General features: G+C 70.2%; 22 protein-coding genes and 1 other RNA gene. 16 read left to right on the top strand and 7 right to left on the bottom strand.

Features of this window, described 5'->3' with window-relative positions; genetic code table 11:
• Positions 1-48 precede the first annotated feature (48 nt).
• From OG410_RS17255 to OG410_RS17245, 3 genes are all read left to right on the top strand, one after another.
• Positions 49-1,290, top strand: coding sequence for a serine/threonine-protein kinase (locus tag OG410_RS17255; RefSeq protein ID WP_329299981.1), 1,242 nt, complete (start codon positions 49-51; stop codon positions 1,288-1,290).
• A 325-nt stretch (positions 1,291-1,615) separates the two neighbouring features.
• A complete protein-coding gene (gene prfB / locus OG410_RS17250; RefSeq protein ID WP_329299980.1) occupies positions 1,616-2,722 on the top strand; it encodes a peptide chain release factor 2 in 1,107 nt (368 codons plus the stop codon).
• A gap of 337 nt (positions 2,723-3,059) precedes the next feature.
• On the top strand, positions 3,060-3,674 hold the full coding sequence (locus OG410_RS17245) for a hypothetical protein (RefSeq protein WP_329299978.1): 615 nt from the start codon (positions 3,060-3,062) through the stop codon (positions 3,672-3,674).
• A gap of 95 nt (positions 3,675-3,769) precedes the next feature.
• Here OG410_RS17245 and OG410_RS17240 read toward each other — a convergent pair whose 3' ends face one another.
• Entirely contained in the window at positions 3,770-3,961 is a 192-nt protein-coding gene (locus tag OG410_RS17240) for a hypothetical protein (protein WP_326787440.1), read from the bottom strand.
• 301 nt (positions 3,962-4,262) lie between these two features.
• Here OG410_RS17240 and ftsE point away from each other — a divergent pair, with 301 nt between their 5' ends.
• The 7 genes from ftsE (at position 4,263) to OG410_RS17205 (ending at position 9,926) form a co-directional block, all read left to right on the top strand.
• Positions 4,263-4,952 carry a cell division ATP-binding protein FtsE gene (gene ftsE, locus OG410_RS17235; RefSeq protein WP_328669404.1) on the top strand — a complete coding sequence of 230 codons (690 nt, stop codon included), beginning with the start codon at positions 4,263-4,265 and terminating at the stop codon, positions 4,950-4,952.
• Between the two features lie 33 nt (positions 4,953-4,985).
• A complete protein-coding gene (ftsX, locus tag OG410_RS17230; protein ID WP_328451873.1) occupies positions 4,986-5,906 on the top strand; it encodes a permease-like cell division protein FtsX in 921 nt (306 codons plus the stop codon).
• 67 nt (positions 5,907-5,973) lie between these two features.
• Positions 5,974-7,140: a S41 family peptidase gene (locus OG410_RS17225; RefSeq protein WP_329299977.1), complete on the top strand. Its 1,167-nt coding sequence runs from the start codon at positions 5,974-5,976 to the stop codon at positions 7,138-7,140.
• A gap of 69 nt (positions 7,141-7,209) precedes the next feature.
• Positions 7,210-7,755: an SsrA-binding protein SmpB gene (smpB, locus tag OG410_RS17220; protein WP_328669402.1), complete on the top strand. Its 546-nt coding sequence runs from the start codon at positions 7,210-7,212 to the stop codon at positions 7,753-7,755.
• A gap of 168 nt (positions 7,756-7,923) precedes the next feature.
• Positions 7,924-8,311, top strand: a transfer-messenger RNA (tmRNA) gene (gene ssrA, locus OG410_RS17215).
• Between the two features lie 230 nt (positions 8,312-8,541).
• Entirely contained in the window at positions 8,542-9,168 is a 627-nt protein-coding gene (locus OG410_RS17210; protein ID WP_329299976.1) for a hypothetical protein, read from the top strand.
• Positions 9,114-9,926, top strand: coding sequence for a hypothetical protein (locus OG410_RS17205; RefSeq protein ID WP_329299975.1), 813 nt, complete (start codon positions 9,114-9,116; stop codon positions 9,924-9,926). The genes OG410_RS17210 and OG410_RS17205 overlap by 55 nt, the downstream gene beginning before the upstream one ends.
• A 106-nt stretch (positions 9,927-10,032) precedes the next feature.
• On the opposite strand, the gene OG410_RS17200 is transcribed toward OG410_RS17205, so the two are convergent.
• From OG410_RS17200 to OG410_RS17175, 6 genes are all read right to left on the bottom strand, one after another.
• Entirely contained in the window at positions 10,033-11,046 is a 1,014-nt protein-coding gene (locus OG410_RS17200; protein WP_329299974.1) for a LacI family DNA-binding transcriptional regulator, read from the bottom strand.
• Entirely contained in the window at positions 11,046-13,301 is a 2,256-nt protein-coding gene (gene yicI, locus OG410_RS17195) for an alpha-xylosidase (protein WP_329299973.1), read from the bottom strand. The genes OG410_RS17200 and yicI overlap by 1 nt, the downstream gene beginning before the upstream one ends.
• Before the next feature lie 12 nt (positions 13,302-13,313).
• Positions 13,314-14,135: a carbohydrate ABC transporter permease gene (locus tag OG410_RS17190; RefSeq protein ID WP_329299972.1), complete on the bottom strand. Its 822-nt coding sequence runs from the start codon at positions 14,133-14,135 to the stop codon at positions 13,314-13,316.
• Positions 14,132-15,097: a carbohydrate ABC transporter permease gene (locus tag OG410_RS17185; protein ID WP_329299971.1), complete on the bottom strand. Its 966-nt coding sequence runs from the start codon at positions 15,095-15,097 to the stop codon at positions 14,132-14,134. Before OG410_RS17185 ends, OG410_RS17190 begins: the two co-directional genes overlap by 4 nt.
• On the bottom strand, positions 15,094-16,389 hold the full coding sequence (locus OG410_RS17180) for an extracellular solute-binding protein (protein WP_329299970.1): 1,296 nt from the start codon (positions 16,387-16,389) through the stop codon (positions 15,094-15,096). The genes OG410_RS17185 and OG410_RS17180 overlap by 4 nt, the downstream gene beginning before the upstream one ends.
• Before the next feature lie 193 nt (positions 16,390-16,582).
• On the bottom strand, positions 16,583-17,896 hold the full coding sequence (locus OG410_RS17175) for an MFS transporter (protein WP_329299969.1): 1,314 nt from the start codon (positions 17,894-17,896) through the stop codon (positions 16,583-16,585).
• 83 nt (positions 17,897-17,979) lie between these two features.
• Between OG410_RS17175 and OG410_RS17170 the strand changes: the two genes are divergently transcribed.
• The 6 genes from OG410_RS17170 (at position 17,980) to OG410_RS17145 (ending at position 26,215) form a co-directional block, all read left to right on the top strand.
• On the top strand, positions 17,980-18,990 hold the full coding sequence (locus OG410_RS17170) for a LysR family transcriptional regulator (RefSeq protein ID WP_329299968.1): 1,011 nt from the start codon (positions 17,980-17,982) through the stop codon (positions 18,988-18,990).
• 414 nt (positions 18,991-19,404) lie between these two features.
• A complete protein-coding gene (locus tag OG410_RS17165) occupies positions 19,405-20,313 on the top strand; it encodes a hypothetical protein (RefSeq protein ID WP_329299967.1) in 909 nt (302 codons plus the stop codon).
• 208 nt (positions 20,314-20,521) lie between these two features.
• Positions 20,522-22,756 (top strand): bifunctional polysaccharide deacetylase/glycosyltransferase family 2 protein, encoded by a 2,235-nt coding sequence (locus tag OG410_RS17160; protein ID WP_329299966.1) that lies wholly within the window; start codon positions 20,522-20,524, stop codon positions 22,754-22,756.
• Complete coding sequence (locus OG410_RS17155) at positions 22,753-24,249, top strand: acyltransferase family protein (RefSeq protein ID WP_329299964.1); 1,497 nt, start codon at positions 22,753-22,755, stop codon at positions 24,247-24,249. Before OG410_RS17160 ends, OG410_RS17155 begins: the two co-directional genes overlap by 4 nt.
• A 275-nt stretch (positions 24,250-24,524) precedes the next feature.
• Positions 24,525-25,181 carry a hypothetical protein gene (locus OG410_RS17150; RefSeq protein ID WP_329299963.1) on the top strand — a complete coding sequence of 219 codons (657 nt, stop codon included), beginning with the start codon at positions 24,525-24,527 and terminating at the stop codon, positions 25,179-25,181.
• Positions 25,169-26,215 (top strand): hypothetical protein, encoded by a 1,047-nt coding sequence (locus OG410_RS17145; protein ID WP_443063762.1) that lies wholly within the window; start codon positions 25,169-25,171, stop codon positions 26,213-26,215. The genes OG410_RS17150 and OG410_RS17145 overlap by 13 nt, the downstream gene beginning before the upstream one ends.
• Positions 26,216-26,250: the final 35 nt, after the last annotated feature.

The following is a 26,250-nucleotide window of genomic DNA, read 5'->3' as shown; positions in this document are numbered from 1 at the left end:
TCCGCAGGCGCGTACTTTAAGCGGCAACACGCGTCTGTAGGAGCAGTCTTGGCACGCAAGATCGGCAGCAGGTACACCGCGCACCAGATCCTGGGGCGGGGGAGCGCCGGCACGGTGTGGCTGGGCGAGGGGCCCGAGGGCCCCGTCGCCATCAAGCTGCTGCGCGAGGACCTCGCGTCCGACCAGGAGCTGGTGGGGCGCTTCGTGCAGGAGCGCACCGCGCTGCTCGGCCTCGATCACCCCCACGTGGTGGCGGTGCGCGACCTGGTCGTGGACGGCAACGACCTCGCCCTCGTCATGGACCTCGTCCGGGGCACCGACCTGCGCACCCGGCTCGACCGGGAGCGCAGGCTCGCCCCGGAGGCCGCGGTCGCGATCGTCGCCGACGTGGCGGACGGACTCGCCGCCGCGCACGCCGCCGGGGTCGTCCATCGTGATGTGAAGCCCGAGAACGTCCTGCTCGACATGCAGGGCCCGCTCGGCCCCGGCGGCTCCCATCCGGCCCTCCTGACCGACTTCGGAGTGGCCAAGCTCATCGACTCGCCCCGCCGGACCCGGGTCACGAAGATCATCGGTACGCCGGACTACCTCGCACCCGAGATCGTCGAGGGCCTGCCGCCGCGCGCCGCCGTCGACATCTACGCGCTGGCGACCGTGCTCTACGAGCTGCTCGCCGGCTTCACGCCCTTCGGGGGCGGGCACCCCGGCGCGGTCCTGCGCCGCCATGTCACCGAGACCGTGGTCCCGCTCCCGGGCATCCCGGACGAGCTCTGGCAGCTGCTCGTGCAGTGTCTGGCCAAGGCGCCCGCGTCCCGGCTGCGGGCCTCCGAGCTGGGCGCGCGGCTGCGGGAGCAGCTCCCGCTGCTGGCCGGGATGCCGCCGCTGGACGTGGACTCCCCGGACGCGGACTCCGCGGACGGGGATGAGGAGCACGAGGAGAGCGCCGAGCCGTCGGCGCCCGCCGCGGCGCGCGAGCGGCGCGGGGCCGTGCCCCTCGTGCCGGGGGCCGCGCCGGACTCGAACCGGGACACCCACACCTCGATGCGGGTACCGGCACCCGACGAGCTGGCCGGCGGGGCCCGGGGGACGGCTCGCGTGCCCCGGGCCGCGGGCGCGCCCCGTCCCGGTTCCGCCCGGCACCGTGCCTCCGCCCGGCGGCGGCGGATCACCCTGGGGGCGGCGGCGGTCGCCCTCGTGGCCGCGGTGGGCGTCGGTACCTGGCTCGCCACCTCCGGCGACGAGGACGCGGCCCCCCAGGACACGAAGAACTCGGCCCCGGCCTCGCCGTGATCCCCGGCCGGTGCGCCGGGAAAAGCCTTCTCTCGCCCCCTCCACCCCTGCCCGTCCCGTATCCGGGGGCTGCCGCCCCCGGACCCCCGCTTCGGCCTGAAGGGCCTCGTCCTCGATCGCCGGACGGGCTGGAACTTTCCGGCGCCGGAAAGGAAAACTCGGCCCCTCCGGCGATCGAGGAGCGGGGGGCCGGGGGCAGCGCCCCCGTGACGGGACGGGCAGGGGCGGAGGGGGCGAGACGCGTTTCCGGGGCTTCTGGTCCCCGGCCGGCGGTCCCCCGGGGACGAGGGGCGGGCCCGGTTGCCGTAACCGTTACGCTGGAGGCGTGGCAGTCGTCGATGTATCCGAAGAGCTCAAGTCCCTCTCCTCGACCATGGAGTCGATCGAGGCCGTCCTGGACCTCGACAAGCTGAGGGCAGATGTCGCCGTGCTCGAGGAGCAGGCGGCCGCGCCGTCCCTGTGGGACGACCCGGACGAGGCGCAGAAGATCACCAGCAAGCTGAGCCACCTCCAGGCGGAGGTCAGGAAGGCCGAGGCGCTCCGCGGGCGTATCGACGATCTGAGCGTGCTCTTCGAGATGGCCGAGGAGGAGGACGACCCGGACACCCGCGCCGAGGCCGACGTCGAGCTCGTCGCCGTCAGGAAGGCGCTGGACGAGATGGAGGTCCGTACCCTCCTGTCCGGCGAGTACGACTCCCGTGAGGCCGTCGTCACCATCCGTGCCGAGGCCGGCGGCGTCGACGCCTCCGACTTCGCCGAGAAGCTCCAGCGCATGTACCTGCGCTGGGCCGAGCGCCACGGCTACAAGACGGAGCTCTACGAGACCTCGTACGCGGAGGAGGCGGGCATCAAGTCCACCACCTTCGCCGTCAAAGTGCCGTACGCGTACGGCACGCTCTCCGTGGAGCAGGGCACGCACCGGCTGGTGCGCATCTCGCCGTTCGACAACCAGGGGCGCCGCCAGACCTCGTTCGCCGGTGTCGAGATCCTGCCGGTCGTCGAGCAGACCGACCACATCGAGATCGACGAGTCCGAGCTCCGGATCGACGTGTACCGCTCGTCCGGTCCCGGCGGCCAGGGCGTCAACACCACCGACTCCGCGGTGCGCCTGACCCACCTCGCCACCGGCATCGTCGTCTCGTGCCAGAACGAGCGGTCGCAGATCCAGAACAAGGCCTCGGCCATGAACGTTCTGCAGGCCAAGCTTCTGGAGCGGCGCCGGCAGGAGGAACAGGCCGCGATGGACGCCCTCAAGGGCGACGGCGGCAACTCCTGGGGAAACCAGATGCGTTCGTACGTCCTGCACCCGTACCAGATGGTCAAGGACCTGCGCACGGAGTTCGAAGTCGGCAACCCCGAGGCCGTGTTCGGCGGCGAGATCGACGGTTTCCTGGAGGCCGGAATTCGCTGGCGCAAGCAGCAGGAGAAGTAAGCACACGACAGAAGCGGTGCGGGCGGGACTTCCCCGCCTCCGCTGAAATCTCTTTGTCGACAAGGCAACTGCCGTCCACCGGACGGCAGTTGCCTTTGTTTGTATGGGCTGTATGGGTTTTCCGTCACAGTCACATGTCCTCAGGCCAGGCAAACGATGGTGTTCCGGACATCGCGTACGCAACGACCTTGACGCTGCTTTGAAAAATGGGAAGGGTGACGGGTGGCATGCGTATCACCGGGGCGCATGTGAACCGGGGGGTCGAACGCAATCTCCTGTGACGCCGTGGCTCCGGGCGCTGCTCCATTGACGATCAGCTACTGGGGGTAGCAGGAACATGACCAAGAAGACGCGGATCCGCGTGGCGCGGATAGCCGCCGGCGCGGTGATCGCCGCCGGTGCCTCACTGACGGCGGCCGGTGCCGCCTCGGCGCTCGACCTCAATGTCGGTCTCACGGCGACCACCGCCGACCCGGCCCCGGACCCGACCGGCATCCCGACGGACCCGGCCCCGACGGACCCGGCGCCGACCGAGACGACCCCGACCGAGCCGGCGCCGACCGAGACCGAGCCCACCGAGCCGGCGCCCACGGAGACCGAGCCCACCGAGCCGGCCCCGACCGCGACCGAGCCGACCGAGGACCCGGACCCGACCGAGGAGCCCGGCTCCGGCAGCAGCTCCGCCCCCTCCGAGGGCGGCACGGGCGGCACCGGTGGCGGCGGCAACGACGCCGACCCCGACGGTGGATCCTCCGCCCAGGAGGAGGGCTCCTCGGCCCTCACCGACACCGGTTCGGACACCCAGGCCCAGGGCAAGGACGGAGAGCTGGCCGACACAGGTGCCGGTCAGACCGCGTTCCTGCTCATCGGTGCCGCCACGATGATCGCCGGTGGTATCGGCTTCCGTCTGATGCCGCGTCTCGCCGGCGGCCGCGGCGGTGCCGCCGCCTGACGCGCGCCCGTGCGACGAAGGGCCCGGAGCGGCTGGCTCCGGGCCCTTCCCGTGTCAGGTGTGACGGCGGCCGTGCCGGACCGTCCCGGTGGCTCTCACACCGTCTGGTGGGCCACCAGTGCCAGTGCCGCGATCAGTACCGCGAGCAGGGCGATCAGTGCCATGGGGTTGAGACCCGCGAAGGGGCTCTCCTGCTGGAGCCGCTCCCGGTTCGCGCGGCAGACGCGGCAGCGGCCCTCGCTGACGGGTGCCGCGCAGTTAGCGCATACCAGTCGGTCGTACGTCATGCGCCGGCCCTCCTTGCGACGTCTCCGCGTACGCAGCGCTCTCGCGTACACATCGCTCTCTTAACGCTGCGGCGAACGCAACCGTTCCCCTACCACTGTGCCAGGTTCCGCGGAATTCGGCGCGGCCCCCCTTGTCCTGCCCCGCCCGGAGTACTCTCAGCCCGTCCGGCCGGGTGTGAATCGCGCCTCGGATCCGTGACAAATCGTGCAAGCCGTACGCAACCCCGTACGCCGACTGCGCTCGTCCACCCGGTTCGCGTATGGTCACGCACACCTACCCCCGGCGACCCGTGGTGCACCTGTGATCCGATTCGACAATGTCTCCAAGGTCTACCCCAAGCAGACCCGCCCCGCTCTCAGGGATGTCTCCCTGGAGATCGAGCGCGGAGAATTCGTGTTCCTCGTGGGCTCCTCCGGCTCCGGAAAGTCCACCTTCCTGCGGCTGATCCTCCGCGAGGAGCAGACCAGCCAAGGCCAGGTGCACGTCCTGGGCAAGGACCTCGCGCGCCTCTCCAACTGGAAGGTGCCGCAGATGCGCCGCCAGCTGGGGACGGTGTTCCAGGACTTCCGCCTCCTGCCCAACAAGACGGTCGCCGAGAACGTGGCCTTCGCCCAGGAGGTCATCGGCAAGTCCCGCGGCGAGATCCGCAAGTCCGTGCCCCAGGTGCTCGACCTCGTCGGCCTGGGCGGCAAGGAGGACCGGATGCCCGGCGAGCTGTCCGGTGGTGAGCAGCAGCGTGTGGCCATCGCGAGAGCCTTCGTGAACCGGCCCAAGCTCCTCATCGCCGACGAGCCGACCGGAAACCTCGACCCACAGACCTCCGTGGGCATCATGAAACTGCTCGACCGGATCAACCGGACGGGCACCACGGTCCTGATGGCGACGCACGACCAGAACATCGTGGACCAGATGCGCAAGCGCGTCATCGAGCTGGAGCAGGGCCGTCTCGTCCGCGACCAGGCGCGCGGCGTCTACGGCTACCAGCACTGATCATCGTCCACGGAAAGGTCTGAGGAAGACGCCATGCGCGCGCAGTTCGTTCTGTCGGAGATCGGTGTCGGTCTCCGCCGCAACCTGACCATGACCTTCGCGGTCGTCGTCTCGGTCGCCCTCTCGCTCGCCCTGTTCGGCGGCTCGCTCCTGATGAGCGACCAGGTGAACACCATGAAGGGCTACTGGTACGACAAGGTCAACGTCTCGATCTTCCTCTGCAACAAGAGCGACGCCGAGTCCGACCCGCACTGTGCCAGGGGCGCGGTGACCAGTGACCAGAAGAAGCAGATCGTCGCCGACCTGGGCAAGATGTCCACGGTCGTCCAGAAGGTCACCTACGAGTCCTCGGACGCGGCGTACAAGCACTACAAGGAGCAGTTCGGCGACTCCCCGCTGGCCAGCTCCCTCACGCCGGACCAGATGCAGGAGTCGTACCGGATCAAGCTGAAGGACCCGGAGAAGTACCAGGTCATCGCGACCGCCTTCGACGGCCGGGACGGCGTGCAGTCCGTTCAGGACCAGAAGGGCATCCTGGACAACCTGTTCGGGCTGCTCAACGGCATGAACTGGGCCGCGCGCGCGGTGATGGCGATGATGCTCGTCGTCGCCCTGATGCTGATCGTCAACACGGTGCGCGTCTCGGCGTTCAGCCGGCGGCGCGAGACCGGCATCATGCGGCTCGTCGGCGCCTCCGGCTTCTACATCCAGGCGCCGTTCATCGCGGAGGCCGCGGTCGCCGGACTCATCGGCGGCGGTGTCGCCTGCGGATTCCTGCTGATCGCCCGGTACTTCATCATCGACCACGGTCTGGCGCTGTCCGAGAAGCTCAACCTGATCAACTTCATCGGCTGGGACGCCGTGTTGACCAAGCTCCCGCTCATCCTCGCGACGAGCCTGCTGATGCCCGCGCTGGCCGCATTCTTCGCATTGCGCAAGTACCTGAAGGTGTGACGCATCCCAAGAGGGCCGTACCGTCAACCGACGGTGCGGCCCTTCGCGTTGTCCTAGACTCACCGGCATGTCAGGCCGTGACCTGTTCTGCGAGCCCCGCCGCATCCGCCGCGGGGCGGCCCTGACATTGGTGTTCGCGAGTGTCCTCGTCGCCGGCGCGGCCACGGGATCGTTCTCCGACTCCGCCCGGAAGACCACCGACCCGACGCCTGGTTCGGCTTCGGCGCGCCGCCACGACGAGGTCACCCAGGCCGCCGCCGAGGCGATGGCCGACGGCAAATCCCCCATGGAGGCCGCCGAACGGGCCGTCAGCCGCAGCGGAGACCGCTGGGGCGCCGTCTACTCCCAGGGCGAGTACGAGGAGTTCGAGGAGGCCCTGGACGGCCAGTACACCGGCGTCGGTCTGTGGGCCCGCCGCGAGAGCGACGGACGGATCGAGGTCACCCGAGTCAGCGCCGGCTCACCCGCCGCCGCCGCGGGCATCCGCAAGGGCGACCTGCTGCGCACCGTCGACGGCGCGAAGGTGGACGGCCGGCCGGTCACCGAGGTGGTCTCGTTACTGCGCGGCGACGCCGACGCGGCGACCGCCGGCACGAAGGTCTCCCTCGGCCTGGAGCGCGGCGCGCAGTCGTGGAGCCGGACCCTGCGCCGCGCCAGACTCTCCACGGACTCCGTGACCGTCAGCAGCCTTCCGGGCCGGGTCACCCTGATCAAGGTCGACGCCTTCACCAAGGGCGTGGGCGACGCCGTACGGACCGCCGTCGGCAGGGCACCGGCGCGGGCCGGGATCGTCCTCGACCTGCGCGGCAACTCCGGCGGCCTGGTCACCGAGGCCGTCACCACCGCCTCGGCCTTCCTCGACGGCGGCCTCGTCGCCACGTACGACGTGAACGGCGCCCAGCGCGCCCTGCACGCGGACGCCGGCGGCGACACCGCCAGACCCCTGGTCACGCTCGTGGACGGCGGCACGATGAGCGCGGCCGAGCTGCTCACCGGGGCCCTCCAGGACCGCGGGCGCGCGGTCGTCGTGGGTTCCAGGACCTTCGGCAAGGGCTCGGTGCAGATGCCGAGCCGGCTGCCCGACGGCTCCGTCGCCGAGCTGACCGTCGGCCACTACCGCACCCCCGCGGGCCGCTCCGTCGACGGCCGGGGCATCACCCCGGACCTGGAGGCGGACAAGGAGCCGCTGAAGCGGGCCGAGACCGTGCTGAGCGGTCTCGGGGACCTTCCCTGACCCGCGGACCGCGGACCCGGTAATCGGCTTTCCCCCGAGCCCCCCTGTAGTGCGAAAATGGCCAGCACTATGAGCAAGGGAATGTACGTACCGAAGGAGTCCCAGCCCAAGCAGGGCGGCCAGGCCTCCGGCAAGGTCAAGGACGGCAAGCGCAAGATCGTCGCGCAGAACAAGAAGGCGCGGCACGACTACGCGATCGTCGACACCTACGAGGCCGGGCTCGTCCTGACCGGCACGGAGGTGAAGTCGCTCCGCCAGGGGCGCGCCTCGCTGACCGACGGCTTCGTCCAGATCGACGGGAACGAGGCGTGGCTGCACAACGCCCACATCCCGGAGTACAGCCAGGGCACCTGGACCAACCACACCGTGCGCCGCAAGCGCAAGCTCCTCCTGCACCGCGAGGAGATCGACAAGCTGGAGGCGAAGACCCAGGAGACGGGTCACACGATCGTCCCGCTCGCCCTGTACTTCAAGGACGGCCGGGCGAAGGCGGAGATCGCGCTCGCCCGGGGCAAGAAGGAGTACGACAAGAGGCAGACCCTGCGCGAGAAGCAGGACCGGCGTGAGTCGGACCGCGCGATCGCGTCGGCCAAGCGGAAGCAGCGCGGCGAGTAGGGCGCCGGGCGGCCCGGTGAGCGACGCCCGGGAAGGCCGGGCGGCGCGGCGGGCGGGCCCTGCGGAATAGGCTGGCACCGTCGTGCGTCGGTCACGTAGGATGGCAATGCACCTCACAGCGGGTGCGGGGTTCCTCCTCGGAGGGGCCGAGCTTTGAAAAATCAACATGGGGATGATCGGTTTCGACAGCGGCTGTTGAAGCAGGGGAAGCGTGTCGAGGAAGCGGCAATGATCTCGTAAACCATATGTCGCAAAAAATAATCGCCAATAACAAGAGCGATTCCCAGTCCTTCGCCCTCGCTGCCTAATAAGCAGTGAGTGAGGGACCCTAAAGGGTGTCAGCCCGGGAGTGTTCCCGGCCCGGATCCTGGCATAATCTAGGGGACTAAACCACTGAGCCCGGTCACGGGGTTCGGTGGGAAATCAAACAGTGACTGAGCCCGTCGGCGACTTGTTCGCGTGATCGCCGGGGCTGAGAAAATCGCAGCGAACTGCGCACGGAGAAGCCCTGATTTTGCACCGTTGGACGCGGGTTCGATTCCCGCCATCTCCACTCATCCCATGTGGGCACAGGCCCCGCCGCTTTCGAGCGGCGGGGCCTGTGTCATGCCCGGATCCCGGGTCCCGCGGCGGTCGTGACCATGTACACGGCCGACCGGGGTTCGAGAGGCGGGAGGCTTCGCACCGGACGGACCCGTCGGCGGTCTCCACCTCTCCGCGGGGCTTGTCGCCGATCTGTGCGCGTGGGCACACCGTAAGAGGCATCGAAGACCGGAGGGGACGACTGTGACGGGACAGCAAGAGCCGTACTACCTCTGCTACGACGGGGACTTCGGGCTCAGTGGGCTGGCCGAGGCGTTCGCCCTCTCACCCGCTCCCGAGAACGCCCGCGCGGCACTCGGCCTCGTCACGGCGAAGCTCGACGCCTACGACCGTGAGACGCCCGTGGACACCTTCGACCATCTCAGCGCGGATCAGCGGAGCATCCTCGGCTATGACACCAGCCACGACGAGTGGGGGTACGCCGACGATCTGCGCGACGACGTGCGCACACTCGTCGGGGCGCCGCTGTCGGACGAGGCGATCCGGACCGTGTGGCGAGTGGCCGCCGGGGGCGTGTGGGATCCGGCGGCGCACGGCATGAGCACCCGTGACTGGCTGCGGTGCGTCGAGGAGACCTGTGCCGCGCGGCCGCCCCGGAGGATCCCTGGGCGGCGCCCGGCACCTTCCCGGATGTGGACGCCCGGCCGCCGTCGGCCGACGAGGTGCGTGACGACGTCGTCGCGGAGATCCGTTCCTGCCGCGAGCGGCCGACAGGTTCCCTCCCTTCCCCCGACACCCTGTCGGCCCTCGAGGAGGTGGCCGTCCACGCTCATCCCGAACTCGCCTTCCGGCTCTTCCTCCGCGCGCTGAAGGCGTGTTCCGTGCGGATCGACAAGGAGCGGTACGACCGGTTCCAGGCGCTGGGTGACAGGTTCGGCTACCACGGTTTTCTGATCGACACCGGTCTCGACGTCGCGTGGCCGCCCATCGACACCGCCCGCCGGGATGCCCTCTGGGACTTCGGGCTCTCCCGCCTCGCCGGGCAGGCCCACTGGGAATGGCATGGAAGCCGGGAGGACATCCGGATGGCAGCCGAGGGTGACGACCTCGGGCAGACCCCGGGCTCCGCGGCGGCCGTCCTCCTGGAGGACGCGCTCCGCCTGCTGCGCTCAGCGCTGCCCGACGCGGCGGTCTCCGCCCTGTGGTCCGGGGCCTCGGACTGGTCAGGGACCGGCGACGGCCGGGACTGGCTTCGGCTGATCGCGGACGTGTGCCGTGAGCGGCTGAGGGAGGTCGTCCCCGCGTACAGACCCGTCGTGGCGCCCGCTCGTACCGAACTCGCCGGCCTCGTGCTGCGTGAAGTCCGGGAGACAGCGCCCACGGTGGCGGACAAGGTCGTCAGCCCCCACTGGCGCCCCGTGCCCGCGACGGAGGTCATGGACGCGCTGGAACACGTGGTCACCCGGATCGATCCCGATCTCGGATTCCGGTTGTTCCTCCGTGTCCTGAACCACCTGCGGGTGTCCCTCACGCAGGAGCAGTACGACCGGTACCAGGCGATCGGTGAGCGCTTCGGGTACGGGGCGTATCACGTCTCCGACGTGGACTGCCTGATCGAGACCGGCTGACCGGCCCCGGCGCAGGGTGAACGTGGTGGGCGGCGGCCGCTGTCGCGCGGTCGTACGGGTTGCCGTCCCGCGCGCCTTCGGCCGCCCTCCCTCGTGTCATGACTGCTCAAGCGTTCAGCGTGCGCGGTGCCGTACTCGCGCGTTCCGTCAGCCGGGGAGTCAGCAGGGTCGCCTCCGCGACCGGCGTGCCCGCCAGTTTCCGCATCAGCAACTCGACCGCCCGCGCGCCCACTTCCGCCGAGGGGATGGCGATGGACGTCACCGGGACGCGCAGGCTCCCGGCGAGCTCGTCCGGGCAGATGGCGGTGACGGACAGGTCGGCCGGAACCCGCAGGCCGAGCTGCTCGAAGGCCTCGATCAACGGTTCCAGGACCGGCTCGTTGTGCACCACGACACCGGTCAACGCGGGTTGTTCGCGCAGGAGTTGCTCGGCCACCCGGCGCGCGGCGGCGGGCGAGGCCTCACAGGGGTGGACGGACGAGGCCAGGCCGTTCCGGTCGACGGCGGCCGTGAACCCCTGCACCACCCGCTGCGCGAACGCCGTGCCCCGCACGTACACCTCCGGCGGCGAGCCGACCAGCGCGACGACCCGGTGCCCGAGCCCCGCGAGCCGCTCCACGCACAGCTCACCGGCCGCCTTGAAGTCCAGGTCGATGCAGGTGAGCCCGTCGGGGGCGGCGGGGAAGCCGATGAGCACCGACGGCCGGTCCAGCGCGCGCAGCGACGGCAGCCGGGGATCGTGGAGCTGGACGTCCATCACGATCAGCGCGTCCACCAGCGCGGTGTCCGCGACCCGGCGCAGTCCCTCCTCGCCCTCCTCCTGAGTGAGCAGCAGGACGTCGTGGTCGTGCAGCCGGGCCGCCGTCACCACCGACACCGCGAACTGCATCACCACCGGCACATGGATGCCCGTCCGCAGCGGCACGACCAGCGCCAGGACGTTCGACCTGCTGCTGGCCAGCGCCCTGGCCCCGGCGTGCGGCCGGTAGCCCAGCCGGCGGATGCTCTCCTCGACGCGCTGCCGGGTCGCCTCGGAGATCGGCCGCTTGCCGCTGAGGGCGTAGGAGACGGTGCTCGGGGACACCCCGGCGTGCCGCGCCACATCGGTGATCTTGACCATCACTCGGACTCCAGCTCGACGGAGAGGAAGCCCGTCCCGGCGCGGGCCCGGACCTCGCGTCCGTCCGCGGCCAGCCCCCAGGGCGCGGACGGGTCGCTGCAGGACGCGCGCAGGGTGTTCCCCTCGCGCACGACGGTGAAGGTGACCGGCCCGACCGGCACCGTCACCCGCGCACCCCGCTTCAGGCCGTACGCGCGCAGGGTGACGCCGTCGGCGTGGTCGTAGTCGGGGCGGTCGTCCACCGCGCCGACCGGGATCACCGCTCCCGGCCGCACCAGCAGCGGCACGCTTCCGAACCCGTGCCGCTCGCGCACCCAGCGCGGTCCGGTCACCGGCGGCCCGCCGAGGTAGGGGGTCCAGGTGCCCTCGGGCACGTAGTACGAGACGTCCCCCTCGTCGCTGAAGACGGGCGCGACCAGCAGATCCGGGCCCAGCATGTACTGGCGCTCCAGATGCGCGCACCCCGGATCGTCCGGGAACTCCAGGACCATCGCCCGCATCATCGGCACCCCCTCCTCGTGGGCGGTGCGGGCGGCCTCGTACAGATACGGCATGAGGCGGAGCTTGAGCCGGGTGAACAGACGCAGGACGTCCACGGCCTCCTCGTCGAACAGCCAGGGCACGCGGTACGAGGACGAGCCGTGCAGCCGGCTGTGCGAGGACAGCAGCCCGAAGGCGATCCACCGTTTGAACAGGGCGGGCGTCGGTGTCCCCTCGAAGCCGCCGATGTCGTGGCTCCAGAACCCGAACCCCGACATGCCGAGGCTGAGCCCGCCGCGCAGCGACTCGGCCATCGACGCGTACGTCGCCTCGCAGTCGCCGCCCCAGTGCACCGGGAACCGCTGGCTCCCCGTCGTCGCCGAACGGGCGAAGACGACGGCCTCCTGCTCCCCCCGGTGCTTGCGGAGCACCTCGAACACGGTCTGGTTGTAGAGGTACGTGTAGTAGTTGTGCATGCGCTCCGGGTCGGCGCCGTCGGCGTAGGCCACGTCCACCGGGACCCGCTCGCCGAAGTCGGTCTTGAAGCAGTCGACGCCCTGCTCCAGCAGGGCCTCCAGCTTCGCGGCGTACCAGTCCCGGGCGGCCGGGCTGGTGAAGTCGACCAGCGCCATGCCCGGTTGCCACAGGTCCCACTGCCACACGCTTCCGTCCGGCCGCCGCAGCAGATGCCCGAGGGCCCGCCCCTCCGCGAAGAGCGGTGAGCGCTGCGCGATATAGGGGTTGATCCAGACGCAGATCCGCAGCCCCTTGTCCTTCAGCCGCGTCAGCATTCCCTCCGGGTCGGGGAACACCCGCGGGTCCCACCGGAAGTCGCACCAGTTGAACTCGCGCATCCAGAAGCAGTCGAAGTGGAAGACGGACAGCGGCAGTTCGCGCTTCCGCATGCCGTCGATGAAGGAGGTGACGGTGTCCTCGTCGTAGGAGGTGGTGAACGACGTCGACAGCCACAGGCCGAAGGACCACGCGGGCGGCAGGGCCGGACGCCCGGTGAGCGCCGTGTACGTGCGCAGGATGTCCTTCGGCGTCGGGCCGTGGATGACGTAGTACGTCAACTGCTGGGCCTCGGCGCTGAACTGGACCCGGGAGACCGCCTCCGAGCCGACCTCGAAGGAGACCCGGCCCGGATGGTCGACGAAGACGCCGTAGCCCGCGTCCGTCAGATAGAACGGCACGTTCTTGTAGGCCTGTTCGGTGGCGGTGCCGCCGTCCGCGTTCCACATGTCCACGACCTGGCCGTTCTTGACGAGCGGCCCGAACCGCTCGCCGAGGCCGTAGACCTGTGTGCCGACGCCGAGGTCCAGCTGCTCGCGCAGATAGTGGGCGCCGGCCATGTCCCGCATGATGCCCATGCCCTTGGGGCCGCTGCTGGTGAGGACGCGGCCGTGCGCGAGGAAGTCGATGTGCCAGGGGGTGGTGCGGGCGACCCGGACGGACAGGGCGCCCGAGGTCAGGGTCGCGTGGCTGTCGTCGTACTCCGTGTGCGGCGTGAACTCCGTTCCGCGCACCTCGAACCGGGGGCCCCGGGGCTTCTCGCCCTGGAAGTGGGTGAACGTGACGCCGATGACGTCGGGCATCGGCGCGTGGGCGCTGATCGTCACGACCGGTCCCTTCAGCAGGTCGCCGCGGTGCCGTATGGGCTGCGTCGGCGCGTGGATCTCCAGGCCGCCGGGGCCCGAGGTCACATCGAGGACCTCGACCGGGTGGGCCGCGGTGACGCCCTCGCGCAGCAGCCAGTAGCCGTCCGTGAACTTCACTGTCGTCCCCCTCTACTTGACTGCGCCGACGGCGATACCGCGGGTCAGGGTCCGCTGGAAGAGCAGGAAGAAGACGATGGCGGGGAGCACACCCAGCAGGGCGGCCGCGTTCGTCATCGTGGCGTCCATCAGACGCTGGCCCTGGAGGACACCGAGGGCCACCGACACCGTCTGGTTGTCGTTGGAGATCAGCATGACCAGCGGCAGCAGGAACTCGTTCCACGTCCAGATGAAGAAGAAGACGAGGAGCACACCGATCGTGGGGCGGCTGACCGGGACCACGATCCGCCACAGCACCTGCCACCGGTTCGCCCCGTCGATGCGCGCGGCCTCGATGATCTCGCGCGGGAACCGCCCGAGGACGGCGGAGAGGAGATAGGTGCCGAAGGCCGTCTGGATCACCGTGAACACGATGATCACGCTGAGCCTGGTGTCGTAGAGGCCGGCCTGCTTGCTCAGGTAGTAGAGCGGGTAGACCAGCGCCTCCTGCGGCAGCGTGTTGGCGAGGACGAAGAAGGCGAGCACCCAGGTGCGGCCCCTGATCCGGCCGATGCCGATCGCGTACGCGTTCAGCACGGACAGCACCGCGGCCAGGGCCGCCACCGAGCCGGAGATCAGGACCGAGTTGAGGAGCTTCTGCCCGAAGTCGACGCGCTGCCAGAAGTCCCTGAGACCGTCGAGGTAGAGGCCGTGCGGGAGGCTGAGGGGGCCGTGCTCGGAGTACTCGGCGGGCGACTTGACCGCGTTGAGGGCGACCACGGCGAAGGGCAGCACCATGAACAGGGCGCCGATGAGGAGCGCCACGAGCACCGGGTAGCGGCGGAGGGCGGTCATGCGCGGACCCCTTCCTCGGCGTCCTCGGCGCGGGTCTGGAACCTCAGCCCGATCAGCGCCAGGGCCAGGATGATCACGGTCAGGACGGTGGAGACGGCCGCGCCGTAGCCGACCTGGGTCTTCTCGAAGAAGGTCGTGAACGAGAAGTACGACGGCACGTCGGTGGCGCCGCCCGGACCGCCCTTCGTCAGGACGTAGACCGCCCCGAACACCTTCAGCGCGGCGATCGTGCACCACAGCAGGACGACCGAGATCTCCGGGCGGATCTGCGGCAGCGTGATGTGCCGGAACCGCCGCCACCAGCCCGCGCCGTCCAGTTCTGCGGCCTCGTGCAGTTCCGGGTCGACGCGTTGCAGTCCCGCCATGAAGACCACGAGAGGGAAGCCGAGCTGCACCCAGACCATCACCCCCATCACGCTGTACAGCGCGAAGTCGGGGTCACCGAGCCAGTCCTGCTGCCAGGAGCCGAGACCGACGGCCTTGAGCAGCGCGTTGAGCGAGCCGTTGTCGGGGGCGAGGATCCAGCTCCAGACGATGCCCGCGACGGCGATCGGCAGGACCTGGGGGAGGTAGTAGCAGGCCCGCAGCACCGCCACGATCCTGCTGCCGAAGTGCTTGCCGATGTAGTCGAACAGGGCCGCGGCCAGGACGAGTCCGATCGCCGTCGGGAGGAGGGCCATCGCCAGCACCATGAACAGGCTGTGCCGGAACGATGCCCAGAACTCGCTGTCGTCCACCAGGGCGCGGTAGTTGGCGAGCCCGGTCCACGAAGGAGCCCCGACGCCCTGCCAGTCGGTGAAGCCGAGCCCGGTGTTCATCAGGAACGGCACGACGATGACGGCCGTGAAGGCCATCGCGCCGGGCAGCAGGAACAGCGCGTACGAGGTGCGCGGACGGCGCGGGTGACCGGCCCGGGCCTTCAGGCCGGTCACCCGCCCGCCGCGTTCGGCGGTCACCGTCATCGCTGCGGTACGCCCTTGTCGTACGCCTTCTGGAGGTTGTCCAGATAGGCGTCGGGCTTCGCGCTGCCGGTGATCAGCTTCTGCGTCTCGGAGACGAGGGTGTCGTAGAAGCCCGCCACCGGCCAGTCCGGATAGAAGGCGAGCCCGTCACGCTCCGAGAGGGTGTTGTAGTCGGCTATCAGGGTCTTGGTCCTGGCGTCGGTGATCGCGGAGGTGTCCGCGGCCACCGGGACACCGCCCTTGTTGCCCAGCAGGTTCTGGATCTTCTTCGACATGGTGATGTCGATGAAGTCGTAGGCCAGTTCCTTGTTCTCGGCGCCCTTGGGGACCACCCACAGGTTGCCGCCGGAGCCCAGGGTGAGGTTCGAGCCCGGGAACAGGCCGGAGTCCCAGTCGAATGTGGCCTCCGACTCGAAGCGGCCGTACCACCAGCTTCCGGAGAAGAGGATCGGCGACTTGCCCTGGATCCAGGACACGCCCGCGTCCTCGGCCTTCGTGCCGCTGGACTTCTTGGAGATGTACCCCTTCTCCACCCAGTCGGCGAACGTGTCCGCCGCGTAGCTCCAGGCCGTGTCGTGGAAGTCGGCCTTGCCCTTGTACAGCTCGTACGTGTCGACCCAGGAGCGGTCGGCCTTGGAGAGGGCGAGCTGGTAGAGGTACTGCTGGGCCATGTACTCGGCGCCCGCGTTGGCGAGGGGGGTGACGCCCTTCGCCACGAACGCGTCCATCGCGGAGACCAGTTCGTCGTACGTGGCCGGCTCCGCGATCCCGTACTTCTTGAAGAGGTCCTTGTTGTAGAAGACCACCGTGTACTCGGCGTAGTTGGGCACGCCGTACCACTTGCCCGAGCCCATGACGCCGTTCGTGTCGTACTGGCTCGTGGTCCTCACACCGGCGCTGAGCTTCTTGTCCCAGCCGCGCCGGCCAGCCTCGGCCGTCAGGTCGGTCAGCAGCCCCTGCTTGGACAGGAGTCCGGCGGTCGCGTTGCCCTTGTTGTATTCCATGATGTCGGGGGCGTCGTTCGAGTTGAGGACCATGGGCGCCGTCTTCTGGATCTGTTCGAAGCCCTTCTCCTCGAACTTCACCTTCACGCCCGGGTGTTGCGCTTCGAATTCCTTGATGGCCTCCTTCCAGGCCACCCCCATCGCGCTGTCCGGACCTTCGTAGTGCCACAGCTTCAGTGTCTTGCCGTCCGGGGAACCGCTGTCCGAGCCGCCGCAGGACGTCGCCAGCAGGGCACCCGCCAGGGCCACCGCCACCGCCGCCGCCCCACGCCGTCGTTTCGTCAGCATCCACTGCCTCCAGAGGAGTCGGATGGGTATCGGGCCGTCATGCACCGTCGTCGAATCGTTTCGATGCATGACGTCGAAGCGCTTCGACGGGGGAAGGTAGGTGGCAGCCGTGAACACGTCAATGGGCTGAACCGGAATCGGGACAGCGGTTCGACGGGCCGGACGGCGGCGGTGCCGGGTGCCGGCCCGGAGCTCAGGCGGTGTTCGCCGGGCCGAGTTCGAGGCGCGGCTCCCGGCGCCGTGCCCGACCCGTTCTCGCGGCCAGCGCGGCGATCACCAGCGCCGTCGTCGCCGCCACGACCGGGACCGTGTACGCCGCGGCCGGCGACCAGCGCTCCACCATCCATCCGCCCGCCGCGGAACCGCCGGCTATCCCGCCCAGCAGGCCGGTCACCGCGAGCGTCATGCCCTCGTTCAGCCGGCCCTCGGGTGTGCGCCGCTGGACCAGCGTCATGCCGGTGACCATGGTCGGAGCGGTCGCCATGCCGGCCACGAGCAGCGCACCCGCGAGAACCGGGAGCGAGCCGGTGAGCCGGACGGCGAGGAGCGGAAGGGTCAGCAGGACCGCCATCGCGCCGACACACACCGCGTACCGCCGCGCGGCGAGCGTCTCGGCGTCGAACGGTTCGACGTACCCGGCGGAACCCGCCGCGCGGTCGGCGGGAGTCGTGCGTCCGGGCGACGGAGCGCCCCGCCGCAGCGCGCCGAATACCAGGCCCGCCACACACGACCCCGCCGCCTGGAGGGCGAGCACCACGCCCGCGGCCGACCGGTGCCCCCGCTCGTCCGCGAACGCGATCGTGGCCACCTCCATCGCGCCGAACACCGCTCCGGTGGCGAGGAAGGAGAGCAGCAGCGGGGGCATTCCGGGCGCGAGCACGGGGGACCCGGAGGCCGTGGCCGGCCGGGGCGGCGGCTGCGTCGAACGCTGTGCCGTGAAGAGCAGAACCCCCGTCATCAGCAGCGCGGACGCCACGAGCATGCCCGCCTCCGGGGCGACCGTCCCGCACAGGAAGGCCGCGAGCACCGGGCCCAGCATGAAACACAGCTCGTCCACGGCCTGCTCGAAGGAGTTCGCGGTGTGCAGCGCCGCCGCGTCCCCTTCGAGGAGATGGGCCCAGCGCGCGCGGGACATCCCGCCCGTGTTGGGGGTCGTGGCGGTGGCGGCGTACGCGGCGAACAGGGTCCAGCCGGGCGCGCCGAAGCGCACGCACGCCACCAGCCCCGTCGCGCCGAGCAGCGCGAAGGCCGTGGCGGGCACGGCCACCCGGGCCTGCCCGTGGCGGTCGACGAGCCGCGCGGTCCAGGGGGCGACCACGGCCGTCGCGGCGAGACCCGTCGCCGTGACGGCACCGGCGAGCGCGTACGAACCCCGCGCCCCGGCGATCATGACGACCGCGCTCACGCTGAACATGCCCATGGGCAGCCGGGCGACGAGGTTGCCGAGGGTGAAGGCGCGGGTGCCGGGCAGCGCGAAGAGACGGCGGTACGGGGTGAACGGTGACATGGGTGAACCGTCGCCCGGCACGGCGGCGGCGGTCCAACACCTACTCCGTCGCGATTGACGCACTTGGGTTGTAGGTTCACGTGATGCCTGGTCAACGCCCCCTTCCCGATCACCGGCCCTTTCCCGGTCATCTGGACCCCCGTCTGCTGCGCGCCTTCCTCGCTGTCGCCGAGGAACTGCACTTCACCCGTGCCGCCGCCCGCCTGTACGTCGCCCAGCAGTCCCTGAGCCGTGACATCCGCCGGCTGGAGCGGGAGCTCGGGGCGGAGCTGTTCGTGCGGACGACCCGGCAGGTGACGCCGACCCTGGACGCCGAGCGGCTGCTGCCGTACGCGCGCCGCGTGCTGGAGGCGCACGACGAGCTGCTGGACGCCTTCGCGCGGCCCGGCGGGGAGGAGCGACCGCTGCTCGTCGACGTCAACACGCCCGGCCTGGTCTCCAGCCGCATCCTCGACCGGGCCCGTGAACTCGCCCCCGGCAGCGAACTGATGGCGCGTTACGAGACCGGGCTCACCGGTGCGGCGGCGGACCTGCTCGCCGGCCGTCTGGACGTGTCGTTCGGCCGGTTCGCGGGACTCGACCCGGCCGTGCGGGCCCGGCTGGAGCAGCGGCTCGTGCGCTACGAGCCGATGGCCGTCGTCCTGCCCGAGGACCATCACCTCGCCGCCCTGGACGCGGTGCCGCTGGCCGCGCTCGCGGGCGAGACGGTGTACGCGGGGGCGGGCAACCCCCGGACGCTGGAGTGGACCGATCTGGCACGTCACCTCTTCGAGGGACGGGGTATCCGACTCGCGTCACCCGCACCGGTGGCGGTCGGACCCGAGGAATTCCGGCGGATCATGGCGAAGTGGCGGACTCCGGTCCTGGCCGTGGTGGAGTTTCCGGCCATGCCCGGTTCGGTGTCGCGACCCCTCATCGACCCCGTTCCCCTCTCACCAGTGTCACTGGTGTGGCGCAAGGGACTCGTTCATCCGGGAATTGATGCGCTAATACGAGCTGCTATCGAACTCGCAAGCGATGAAAAGTGGCTCCTGAGTCCCCGGAGAGGGTGGATTCCAGCCACCGACGCCCTCATTTTCATGAAACGCGGATGAGGCGTCAGCGCACGAGTCCCGCCGCCGCTACATTTTTCATCCGGGCGCGGTGTGATATTGGGGGGCGCTCAGACCGGGTGGGGGCCCGGTCCTGACGGCATAGAGATTATTTGCCCGGAGTCGTCGCGCACCCGTGAACAGTCCCGTGGGGGGAAGCACGTGCGCGTAGAGAACTGGCGGAAAGACGCCCAACCGGCTGATCGGGAAAGCGGTCGGCGGGACGGACGCGGAGTCGATCCGTCACCTGGGAAAGACGCCGGGAAACCGATCTCCGGGCCGAAGCACGGCAGAACGGTTTCGTGGCCGGATATGGGAGTTGGCATCAGTCCTGAGCATGGGGGACGCGCCGAGCGAGCAGTCGGCGGGCGTCCCGAGCGAACCCCGGATCCGGAGACCGAACTGCTCGTCGGTCGCGTGACGGAGACGGACGTGCTCTCCGGCCGGCGTCCCGAGCCGGCCTCGGCGTCCGGGCGGGAACCGGGGGCGTGGCCCGCCGCCGCGGGCACGGTGACGGCGGGAACGTCGTCCCTCACCCGTACGGCCCCGGTACGACCCCTCTTCGACGACGGACCGGTCTTCGACGACGGTCCGGCGACCGAGCTGCTCCCCGGAGCCGCGCCGGACCCAGGCCGCCCGCTGCCCGCTTCCTGGGGGAACTCCGGCGAACCGTCGGACGGCCACGACCGGCACGAGATCACCATCCAGCTCGACAGCGCGAGCAGGGCGGACGACGTGCCGGGCAAGGACGTCCCGGCGACCGCCGACGTCTCCGACGGCCCCGTCTTCGTCGACGAGTCCGGCCGCCGCAGCCGCCGCTTCCGCCGCCTCGGCATGCTCGTCGCCGCGGCCTGCGCGGTCTACGCCGTCGTGATCGTCGCCACGCTCCTGTCGGGCAACTCGAACGCGCCATGGCTCCCGGTTCCGGGCCAGGAGGAGGACACCCCCGCCGGCCAGGTCGAGACCTCGCCGCTGCCCGCGCAGTCGGTGAAACCCTCCGGCACCGGCGCCGCCACCGCGCCCGGAGCGGTGGCCACGGTCGCCGACGGAACGACGCCCTCACCCGACTCGACCGCCAAGGCCGGCGCCTCCGCCGAGGCCACCGCCACCGGCGCCTCCGGCGATCCCAAGCCCAGCGCGTCGCCCACCAAGAAGCCGAATCCGGGCGTCACCACCAAGAACCCGGACCCCGACCCCGAACCGACCTCCTCCGCGGACGGCCAGCCCACGGCCTCCGCCCCGGCGACCACTCCCGGGAGCACGGCCGCTCCCACGGAGAGCACGGGCACCACAGGCACCACCGGAGCGGGGACCGGCACCGAATGAGCGACCTTCGCCGGCGCGCGCCCGCCGGGCAGAAACACGCTTCCGCCACCGCGCCCGGCGCGGTGGCGGCACTCGTAGAGGACCCGTCCGCGGCGTCCGGGCGGCCGAGCGGCCCGTCCAGGCGGCCGAGTTGCCCGTCCGGGCAGCCGAGCCGCCCCCTCAGTTCCCCGCACTCCCTCTCCCCACCGTTCCCGGAGAACCTCCTCTGATGTCCCGCACCAGCCGCCACGGCCCCGCGCCCAGCACGCCGCGCCATGGCCCCGGCACCGCCCCGCGCCGGAACCGCGACGCCCGGCGCCGCCGCCTTCCCCTGCGCTTCCTGCTGCCTCTCGTCATCCTGCTCGCGATGATGGGCATGCTGATGCTGCGCGGCTACGTGCACAGCGAGATCCTCGCGGACCACCGCGTCCGGCCCGAGGCGGCCACGGACAAGGTGCCGCAGAAGATCCTCGACGGCGGCCCGGTCATCGACACCCGCGGCGGACGCACGACCAGTCTCGGCGTCCCGGACCACCGTCTCGTCCTCACCTTCGACGACGGCCCGGACCCGGCCTGGACCCCCAAGGTCCTGGACGTCCTCAAGGCGAACCACGCCCACGCGGTCTTCTTCGTCACCGGCACCATGGCCTCGCGCCACCCGGGGCTCATCGAGCGGATGGTGAAGGAGGGCCATGAGGTCGGCCTGCACACCTTCAGCCACCCCGACCTGTCGTACCAGTCCAAGAGCCGTATCGACTGGGAACTGTCGCAGAACCAGCTGGCACTGGAGGGCGCGGCGGGCATCCGCAGCTCCCTGTTCCGCCCGCCGTACTCCTCGTTCGCCGACGCCATGGACGACAAGTCCTGGCCGGTGACGCAGTACGTCGGAACCCGCGGCTACATCACCGTCGTCAACAACACCGACAGCGAGGACTGGCAGAAGCCGGGCGTCGACGAGATCATCCGACGGGCCACGCCCAAGGGCGGCAAGGGTGCCATCGTCCTCATGCACGACTCGGGCGGCGACCGCCATCAGACCGTGCAGGCGCTGGCCGAGTTCCTGCCCCGGCTCCAGCGGCAGGGCTACGAGTTCCAGAATCTCACCGAGGCACTCGACGCGCCGAGCGCGAACACCCCGGTGACCGGCCTCGACCTGTGGAAGGGCAAGGCCTGGATCTTCCTGGTGCAGGCCTCGGAGAAGACCACCGACATCCTGGTCGTCGGCATCGCGATCATCGGCGTACTGGTCTTCACCCGCTTCGGGATGATGCTCCTGCTCTCCGCGCTGCACGCCCGCCGGGTCCGCCGCAAGGACTTCCGCTGGGGCGCGGCACCGGTCACCGAACCGGTGACGGTGCTCGTCCCGGCGTACAACGAGGCCAAGTGCATCGAGAACACCGTGACCTCCCTCATGGCGAGCGAGCACCCCATCGAGATCATCGTCATCGACGACGGATCGGCCGACGGCACCGCCCGCATCGTCGAGGACATGCACGTGCCGAACGTACGCGTCGTACGCCAGGCCAACGCCGGCAAGCCTGCGGCCCTCAACCGGGGTCTGGCGAACGCCGGCCACGACATCGTCGTGATGATGGACGGCGACACGGTCTTCGAGCCGGCGACCGTCCGCGAACTCGTCCAGCCCTTCGCCGACCCCAAGGTCGGCGCCGTCGCGGGCAACGCCAAGGTCGGCAACCGGAACTCCCTCATCGGCGCCTGGCAGCACATCGAGTACGTGATGGGCTTCAACCTCGACCGCCGCATGTACGACCTGCTGCGCTGCATGCCCACCATCCCCGGTGCCGTCGGAGCCTTCCGCCGTACCGCGCTCGAGCGCGTCGGCGGCATGAGCGACGACACGCTCGCCGAGGACACCGACATCACGATGGCCCTGCACCGCGACGGCTGGCGGGTCGTCTACGCGGAGAACGCGCGCGCCTGGACCGAGGCCCCGGAGTCCGTCCAGCAGCTCTGGTCCCAGCGCTACCGCTGGTGCTACGGCACCATGCAGGCGATCTGGAAGCATCGCCGCGCCCTGGTCGAACGGGGCCCTTCGGGCCGCTTCGGCCGGGTCGGCCTGCCCCTGGTCTCCCTCTTCATGGTCCTGGCCCCGCTCCTCGCGCCCCTGATCGACGTCTTCCTGCTGTACGGCGTCGTCTTCGGCCCGACCCAGAAGACGATCGTCGCCTGGCTCGGTGTCCTCGCCATCCAGGCGGTGTGCGCGGCGTACGCGTTCCGCCTGGACAAGGAACGCATGACCCATCTGATCTCGCTTCCCCTTCAGCAGGTCCTCTACCGGCAGCTGATGTACGTCGTCCTGCTGCAGTCCTGGATCACGGCCCTCACCGGCGGCCGGCTGCGCTGGCAGAAGCTGCGCCGCACCGGCGTCGTGGGGGCGGCACCGGGATCCGCCCCGCAGCAGCGGGCGTCGGACAGCGGGAAGGAACGGAGGCCGGTCGGATGACCACGCACGAGTACCCGGTGGGGGCGACCCCGCCGCTGGGCACACCGAAGCCGGCGGTCCCGCGTCCGCGTACGTACCCGGGAGCGCCCGAGGACGACTGGCTCCGCCCGCAGCCGCAGACGGGTACCGACCCGGCACCGCTGCCCGAGAGGGGAGCGCTGTCCGACCCGGGACAGCTGTCCGACCCGGGATCGCTGTCCGAGACGAGGCCGCTTTCCGAGACCGCCGAAGGGGCGGATCCGGGTCGGAAGCCGGCCCCGAGCCGCCCCGGCCGCGACCGCTACCTGGACCTGCTCCGCTCCATGGCGCTGGTCCGCGTGGTCGTGTACCACCTGATGGGCTGGGGCTGGCTGACGGTCGTCTTCCCCTCCATGGGCGTGATGTTCGCGCTGGCCGGCTCCCTGATGGCCCGCTCGCTGAGCCGGCCGCCGCTGGGCGTGATCAGGGGACGTGTACGGCGTCTGCTGCCCCCGCTCTGGGCCTTCAGCGCGGTGGCGCTGGCCATGATGTTCGCGGGCGGCTGGAACCCCTGGCACGACCCCGACCACGGCGGCACATGGGGCCTGGTCGACCTGCTCAACTACATCGTCCCGGTCGGCGCCCCGCCGTTCCCCTGGAGCGTCGGCTCCAAGTCGGGTCTCCTGGAGGACAGTTGGGCGGTCCAGAGCGCGGGTGTGCTCTGGTATCTGCGCGCTTACCTGTGGTTCGTGGTCGCGTCCCCGCTCATGCTGTGGGCGTTCCGCCGTGCTCCGTGGGTGACCGTGTCGGCTCCCCTCGCCCTGACGGCGGTGGTCGGCACCGGGCTGGTCACCATCCCCGGCGAGACCGGCAACGCCGTCACCGACTTCGCCGTCTACGGCGGCTGCTGGATCCTGGGCTTCGCCCACCACGAGGGCATGCTCGTGAAGGTCCCGCGCTACATCGCCATCTCGTGCTCGGCCCTGATGATGGCCTTCGGCCTGTGGTGGGCCTCGGGCCATCTGGGCCCCGACGGCTGGGACTTGAACGACATCCCGCTGGCCGACGCGCTGTGGTCCTTCGGCTTCGTAGTGATCCTGCTCCAGTACAGCCCGTCCTGGCAGGAACTGCCGGGCCGCCTCGCCCGGTGGGACAAGCTGGTGACGCTGTCCAACAACCGCGCGGTCACGATCTACCTGTGGCACAACATGCTCATCATGGCCACGGTCCCGATCCTCGACCAGCTCTACAACCTCCCCTTCATGGAGAACGACGGGGCGACGGCGGCCCTCGACGCCACCTACACCCTGTGGATGCTCGTCCTGGTGTGGCCGCTGATAGGCCTGACCATCCTGGCCTTCGGCTGGATCGAGGACATCGCGGCCAAGAGAAGCCCGCGCCTCTGGCCGAACGGAGCCAAGGTCCGCAAGTCCAAGGGCCGCAAGTCGGAGGGCCGGAAGTCCGAGGTCCGCAAGTCCAAGGACCCTAGGTCCAAGGTCCGTTCGACGTCGCGGGGGCGCCGGACCAAGGCTTAGCGGCGGCTTCTGGGAGGGCGCCGCGGGGCCGAGGCCTGGCGGCGACGGAACGACGGGGGTGCCCCGGCGAGTCGGCGTGGTGAAGCGCCGACTCGCCGGGGCACCCCCGTCCCGTTCATCCCGCGATGTCACCCAATCGAAGGTTTCCGGGTGGCCGTTTGGTCACGCTATGAACCTCTATATCCACCTGCTCGGCGCCCTTCACCCTGGTGCCGCCGCAAGGGCCCCGCTAGCGTGACGTGCCGCTGTCTCCCCCCACGCCGCCAGGAGCCTCCGTGACCAGCCGCCCCCGCATGTTCTTGTCCACGGCCGCCGCCGGAACGACAGCCGCACTGCTCGTCCTGACCGCCTGCGGCGGGGGTGGCAACGAGCCGAAGGGGCATGGCGAGATCGCGGGGGCGGGGGGTGCGGCTTCGGCTTCGGCGGGCGGGAGTACGTCGACGTCTGGTGGACGGCCCACAGTCACGTTCCCTTCCGACGCGCGGAACGTGTTCGAGGGCCAGAAGAGCGGGGATGCCAGGAAGGACGCGGTACTGGCGGACAACGCCCAGCGCATCAACTCCATTGACGATGCGATCTTCCAGGGAACGGTGAACACCGAGGCCCTCGGCTTCTACAGCGCGGAAGGCGCCTTGGGCAGCGCGAGGATGTTCATCAAGGGTTACCTGGACGACGGTCGTTCGTGGACTGGGACCACTCGCTATTTCGACCGCCAGGTCAGTTTTCGTTCCGATGGCAGTGCGGCTGTCGTCTACTGCTCGGACGAGAGCAAGTCCTTTCTCAAGAACCGGAAGACGAACAAGGCGGAGAAGACACCGACCTCGGCGGACAGCTACGTGCTGTACAACACCAAGCTGGTCGAGACCCCGGACGGCGTCTGGCAGACCGTCAAGGTCATCTCGAAGCGAGGCGCTGCCCAGTGCCAGCCATGAAGGTTTTGCTCGGTTCGGCAACGCTCACGGCTGTCCTCTGCCTTGCGGCGTTCGGCCCCCAAGCCGCGTACGCCGGTGGCCGTGGCGGCGAGAGCAGCGAGAGCACCACACCGAATCCGCGCGGATATGCCGCGGATGACGGCACGTTGTCTGCGGCCGTCGGGGCTGTGGTGTTCGACCGGTCGAGGAACGGGGCGGGGGACTCTGTCGGCCCGGTCACCCCTTCGTCGGGCAACTGGACTCCGCCCGCCTGCTATTACGCCCCGAAGTACACCCCGGCTCAGATGCGGAAGTACAAGGAGTCGATCTGGGCGGTCGAATCGACGGGGTACCAGTGGGACGCGGATCAGCGCGACACCTACGTGAACGGGCACCCGTACAAGGACTTCAACAAGGCCAAGTCCGGCAAGGGCTACTGGTGGGACGCGTACGTCACGGAAGGCCGCGAGGGCGACCCGACCGCCTCCAGATGTACCAAGGACACCTTCTGGGTCGACAAGGGCGCGGCCCCTCCGGCGGATGTTCCGGAGGCGATTACCCCGGAGATGCTGGCGCGGCTCGCCTACGCGGAGATGCGCGTGCCGTCGACGAGGGTGGACCTGGCTCCGGCGGGGGCGACGAAGGTGAATCTGCCGACGTGGGTGTGGCTGGACGGGGCGAAGTTCGAGCCGGTGTCGGTGACCGCGTCGGTTCCCCTGCTGAACGTGACCGCCACGACGACGGCCGAGCCGGTCTCCCTCAGGATCGAGCCCGGTACGGCGGACGCGCAGACGTATCCCGCGTCGGGGGTCTGCGAGATCACGGGCGATCACATCGGCGAGGCGTACGCCCGGGGCAAGGCCAAGGAGACCCCTCCTTGCGGGCTGCGGTACCTGCGTTCCTCGGGCTCCGGCTCCTACCGGCTGCAAGCCACCCTCACCTGGCGGATCCACTGGACGGGCACCGGCATACCCGCGCCACGGAGCCTGCCGGACGGCAGGTTCGGCGCCGACCAGGAGGTCGTCGTGCAGGAGATCCAGTCCGTCAACCGCTGAGTCCGGCCCTCCGGACTCCCTGAGATCCGGAACGA

Origin of the sequence: Streptomyces sp. NBC_00659 (assembly GCF_036226925.1) — a bacterium.
In the GTDB taxonomy this organism is placed as follows: Bacteria; Actinomycetota; Actinomycetes; order Streptomycetales; family Streptomycetaceae; genus Streptomyces.
The sequence above is the reverse complement of the archived record's forward strand: the minus strand, read 5'-3'. Positions and strand labels throughout refer to the sequence as shown.

Bases quoted from the DNA above. Each gene is read 5' to 3' on its own strand.
- OG410_RS17245 (WP_329299978.1), top strand. From the start codon at position 3,060: ATGACCAAGAAGACGCGGATCCGCGTGGCGCGGATAGCCGCCGGCGCG.
- OG410_RS17240 (WP_326787440.1), bottom strand. From the start codon at position 3,961: ATGACGTACGACCGACTGGTATGCGCTAACTGCGCGGCACCCGTCAGC.
- ftsX (WP_328451873.1), top strand. From the start codon at position 4,986: ATGCGCGCGCAGTTCGTTCTGTCGGAGATCGGTGTCGGTCTCCGCCGC.
- OG410_RS17225 (WP_329299977.1), top strand. From the start codon at position 5,974: ATGTCAGGCCGTGACCTGTTCTGCGAGCCCCGCCGCATCCGCCGCGGG.
- smpB (WP_328669402.1), top strand. From the start codon at position 7,210: ATGAGCAAGGGAATGTACGTACCGAAGGAGTCCCAGCCCAAGCAGGGC.
- OG410_RS17200 (WP_329299974.1), bottom strand. From the start codon at position 11,046: ATGGTCAAGATCACCGATGTGGCGCGGCACGCCGGGGTGTCCCCGAGC.
- OG410_RS17190 (WP_329299972.1), bottom strand. From the start codon at position 14,135: ATGACCGCCCTCCGCCGCTACCCGGTGCTCGTGGCGCTCCTCATCGGC.
- OG410_RS17185 (WP_329299971.1), bottom strand. From the start codon at position 15,097: ATGACGGTGACCGCCGAACGCGGCGGGCGGGTGACCGGCCTGAAGGCC.
- OG410_RS17180 (WP_329299970.1), bottom strand. From the start codon at position 16,389: ATGCTGACGAAACGACGGCGTGGGGCGGCGGCGGTGGCGGTGGCCCTG.
- OG410_RS17175 (WP_329299969.1), bottom strand. From the start codon at position 17,896: ATGTCACCGTTCACCCCGTACCGCCGTCTCTTCGCGCTGCCCGGCACC.
- OG410_RS17170 (WP_329299968.1), top strand. From the start codon at position 17,980: ATGCCTGGTCAACGCCCCCTTCCCGATCACCGGCCCTTTCCCGGTCAT.
- OG410_RS17160 (WP_329299966.1), top strand. From the start codon at position 20,522: ATGTCCCGCACCAGCCGCCACGGCCCCGCGCCCAGCACGCCGCGCCAT.
- OG410_RS17155 (WP_329299964.1), top strand. From the start codon at position 22,753: ATGACCACGCACGAGTACCCGGTGGGGGCGACCCCGCCGCTGGGCACA.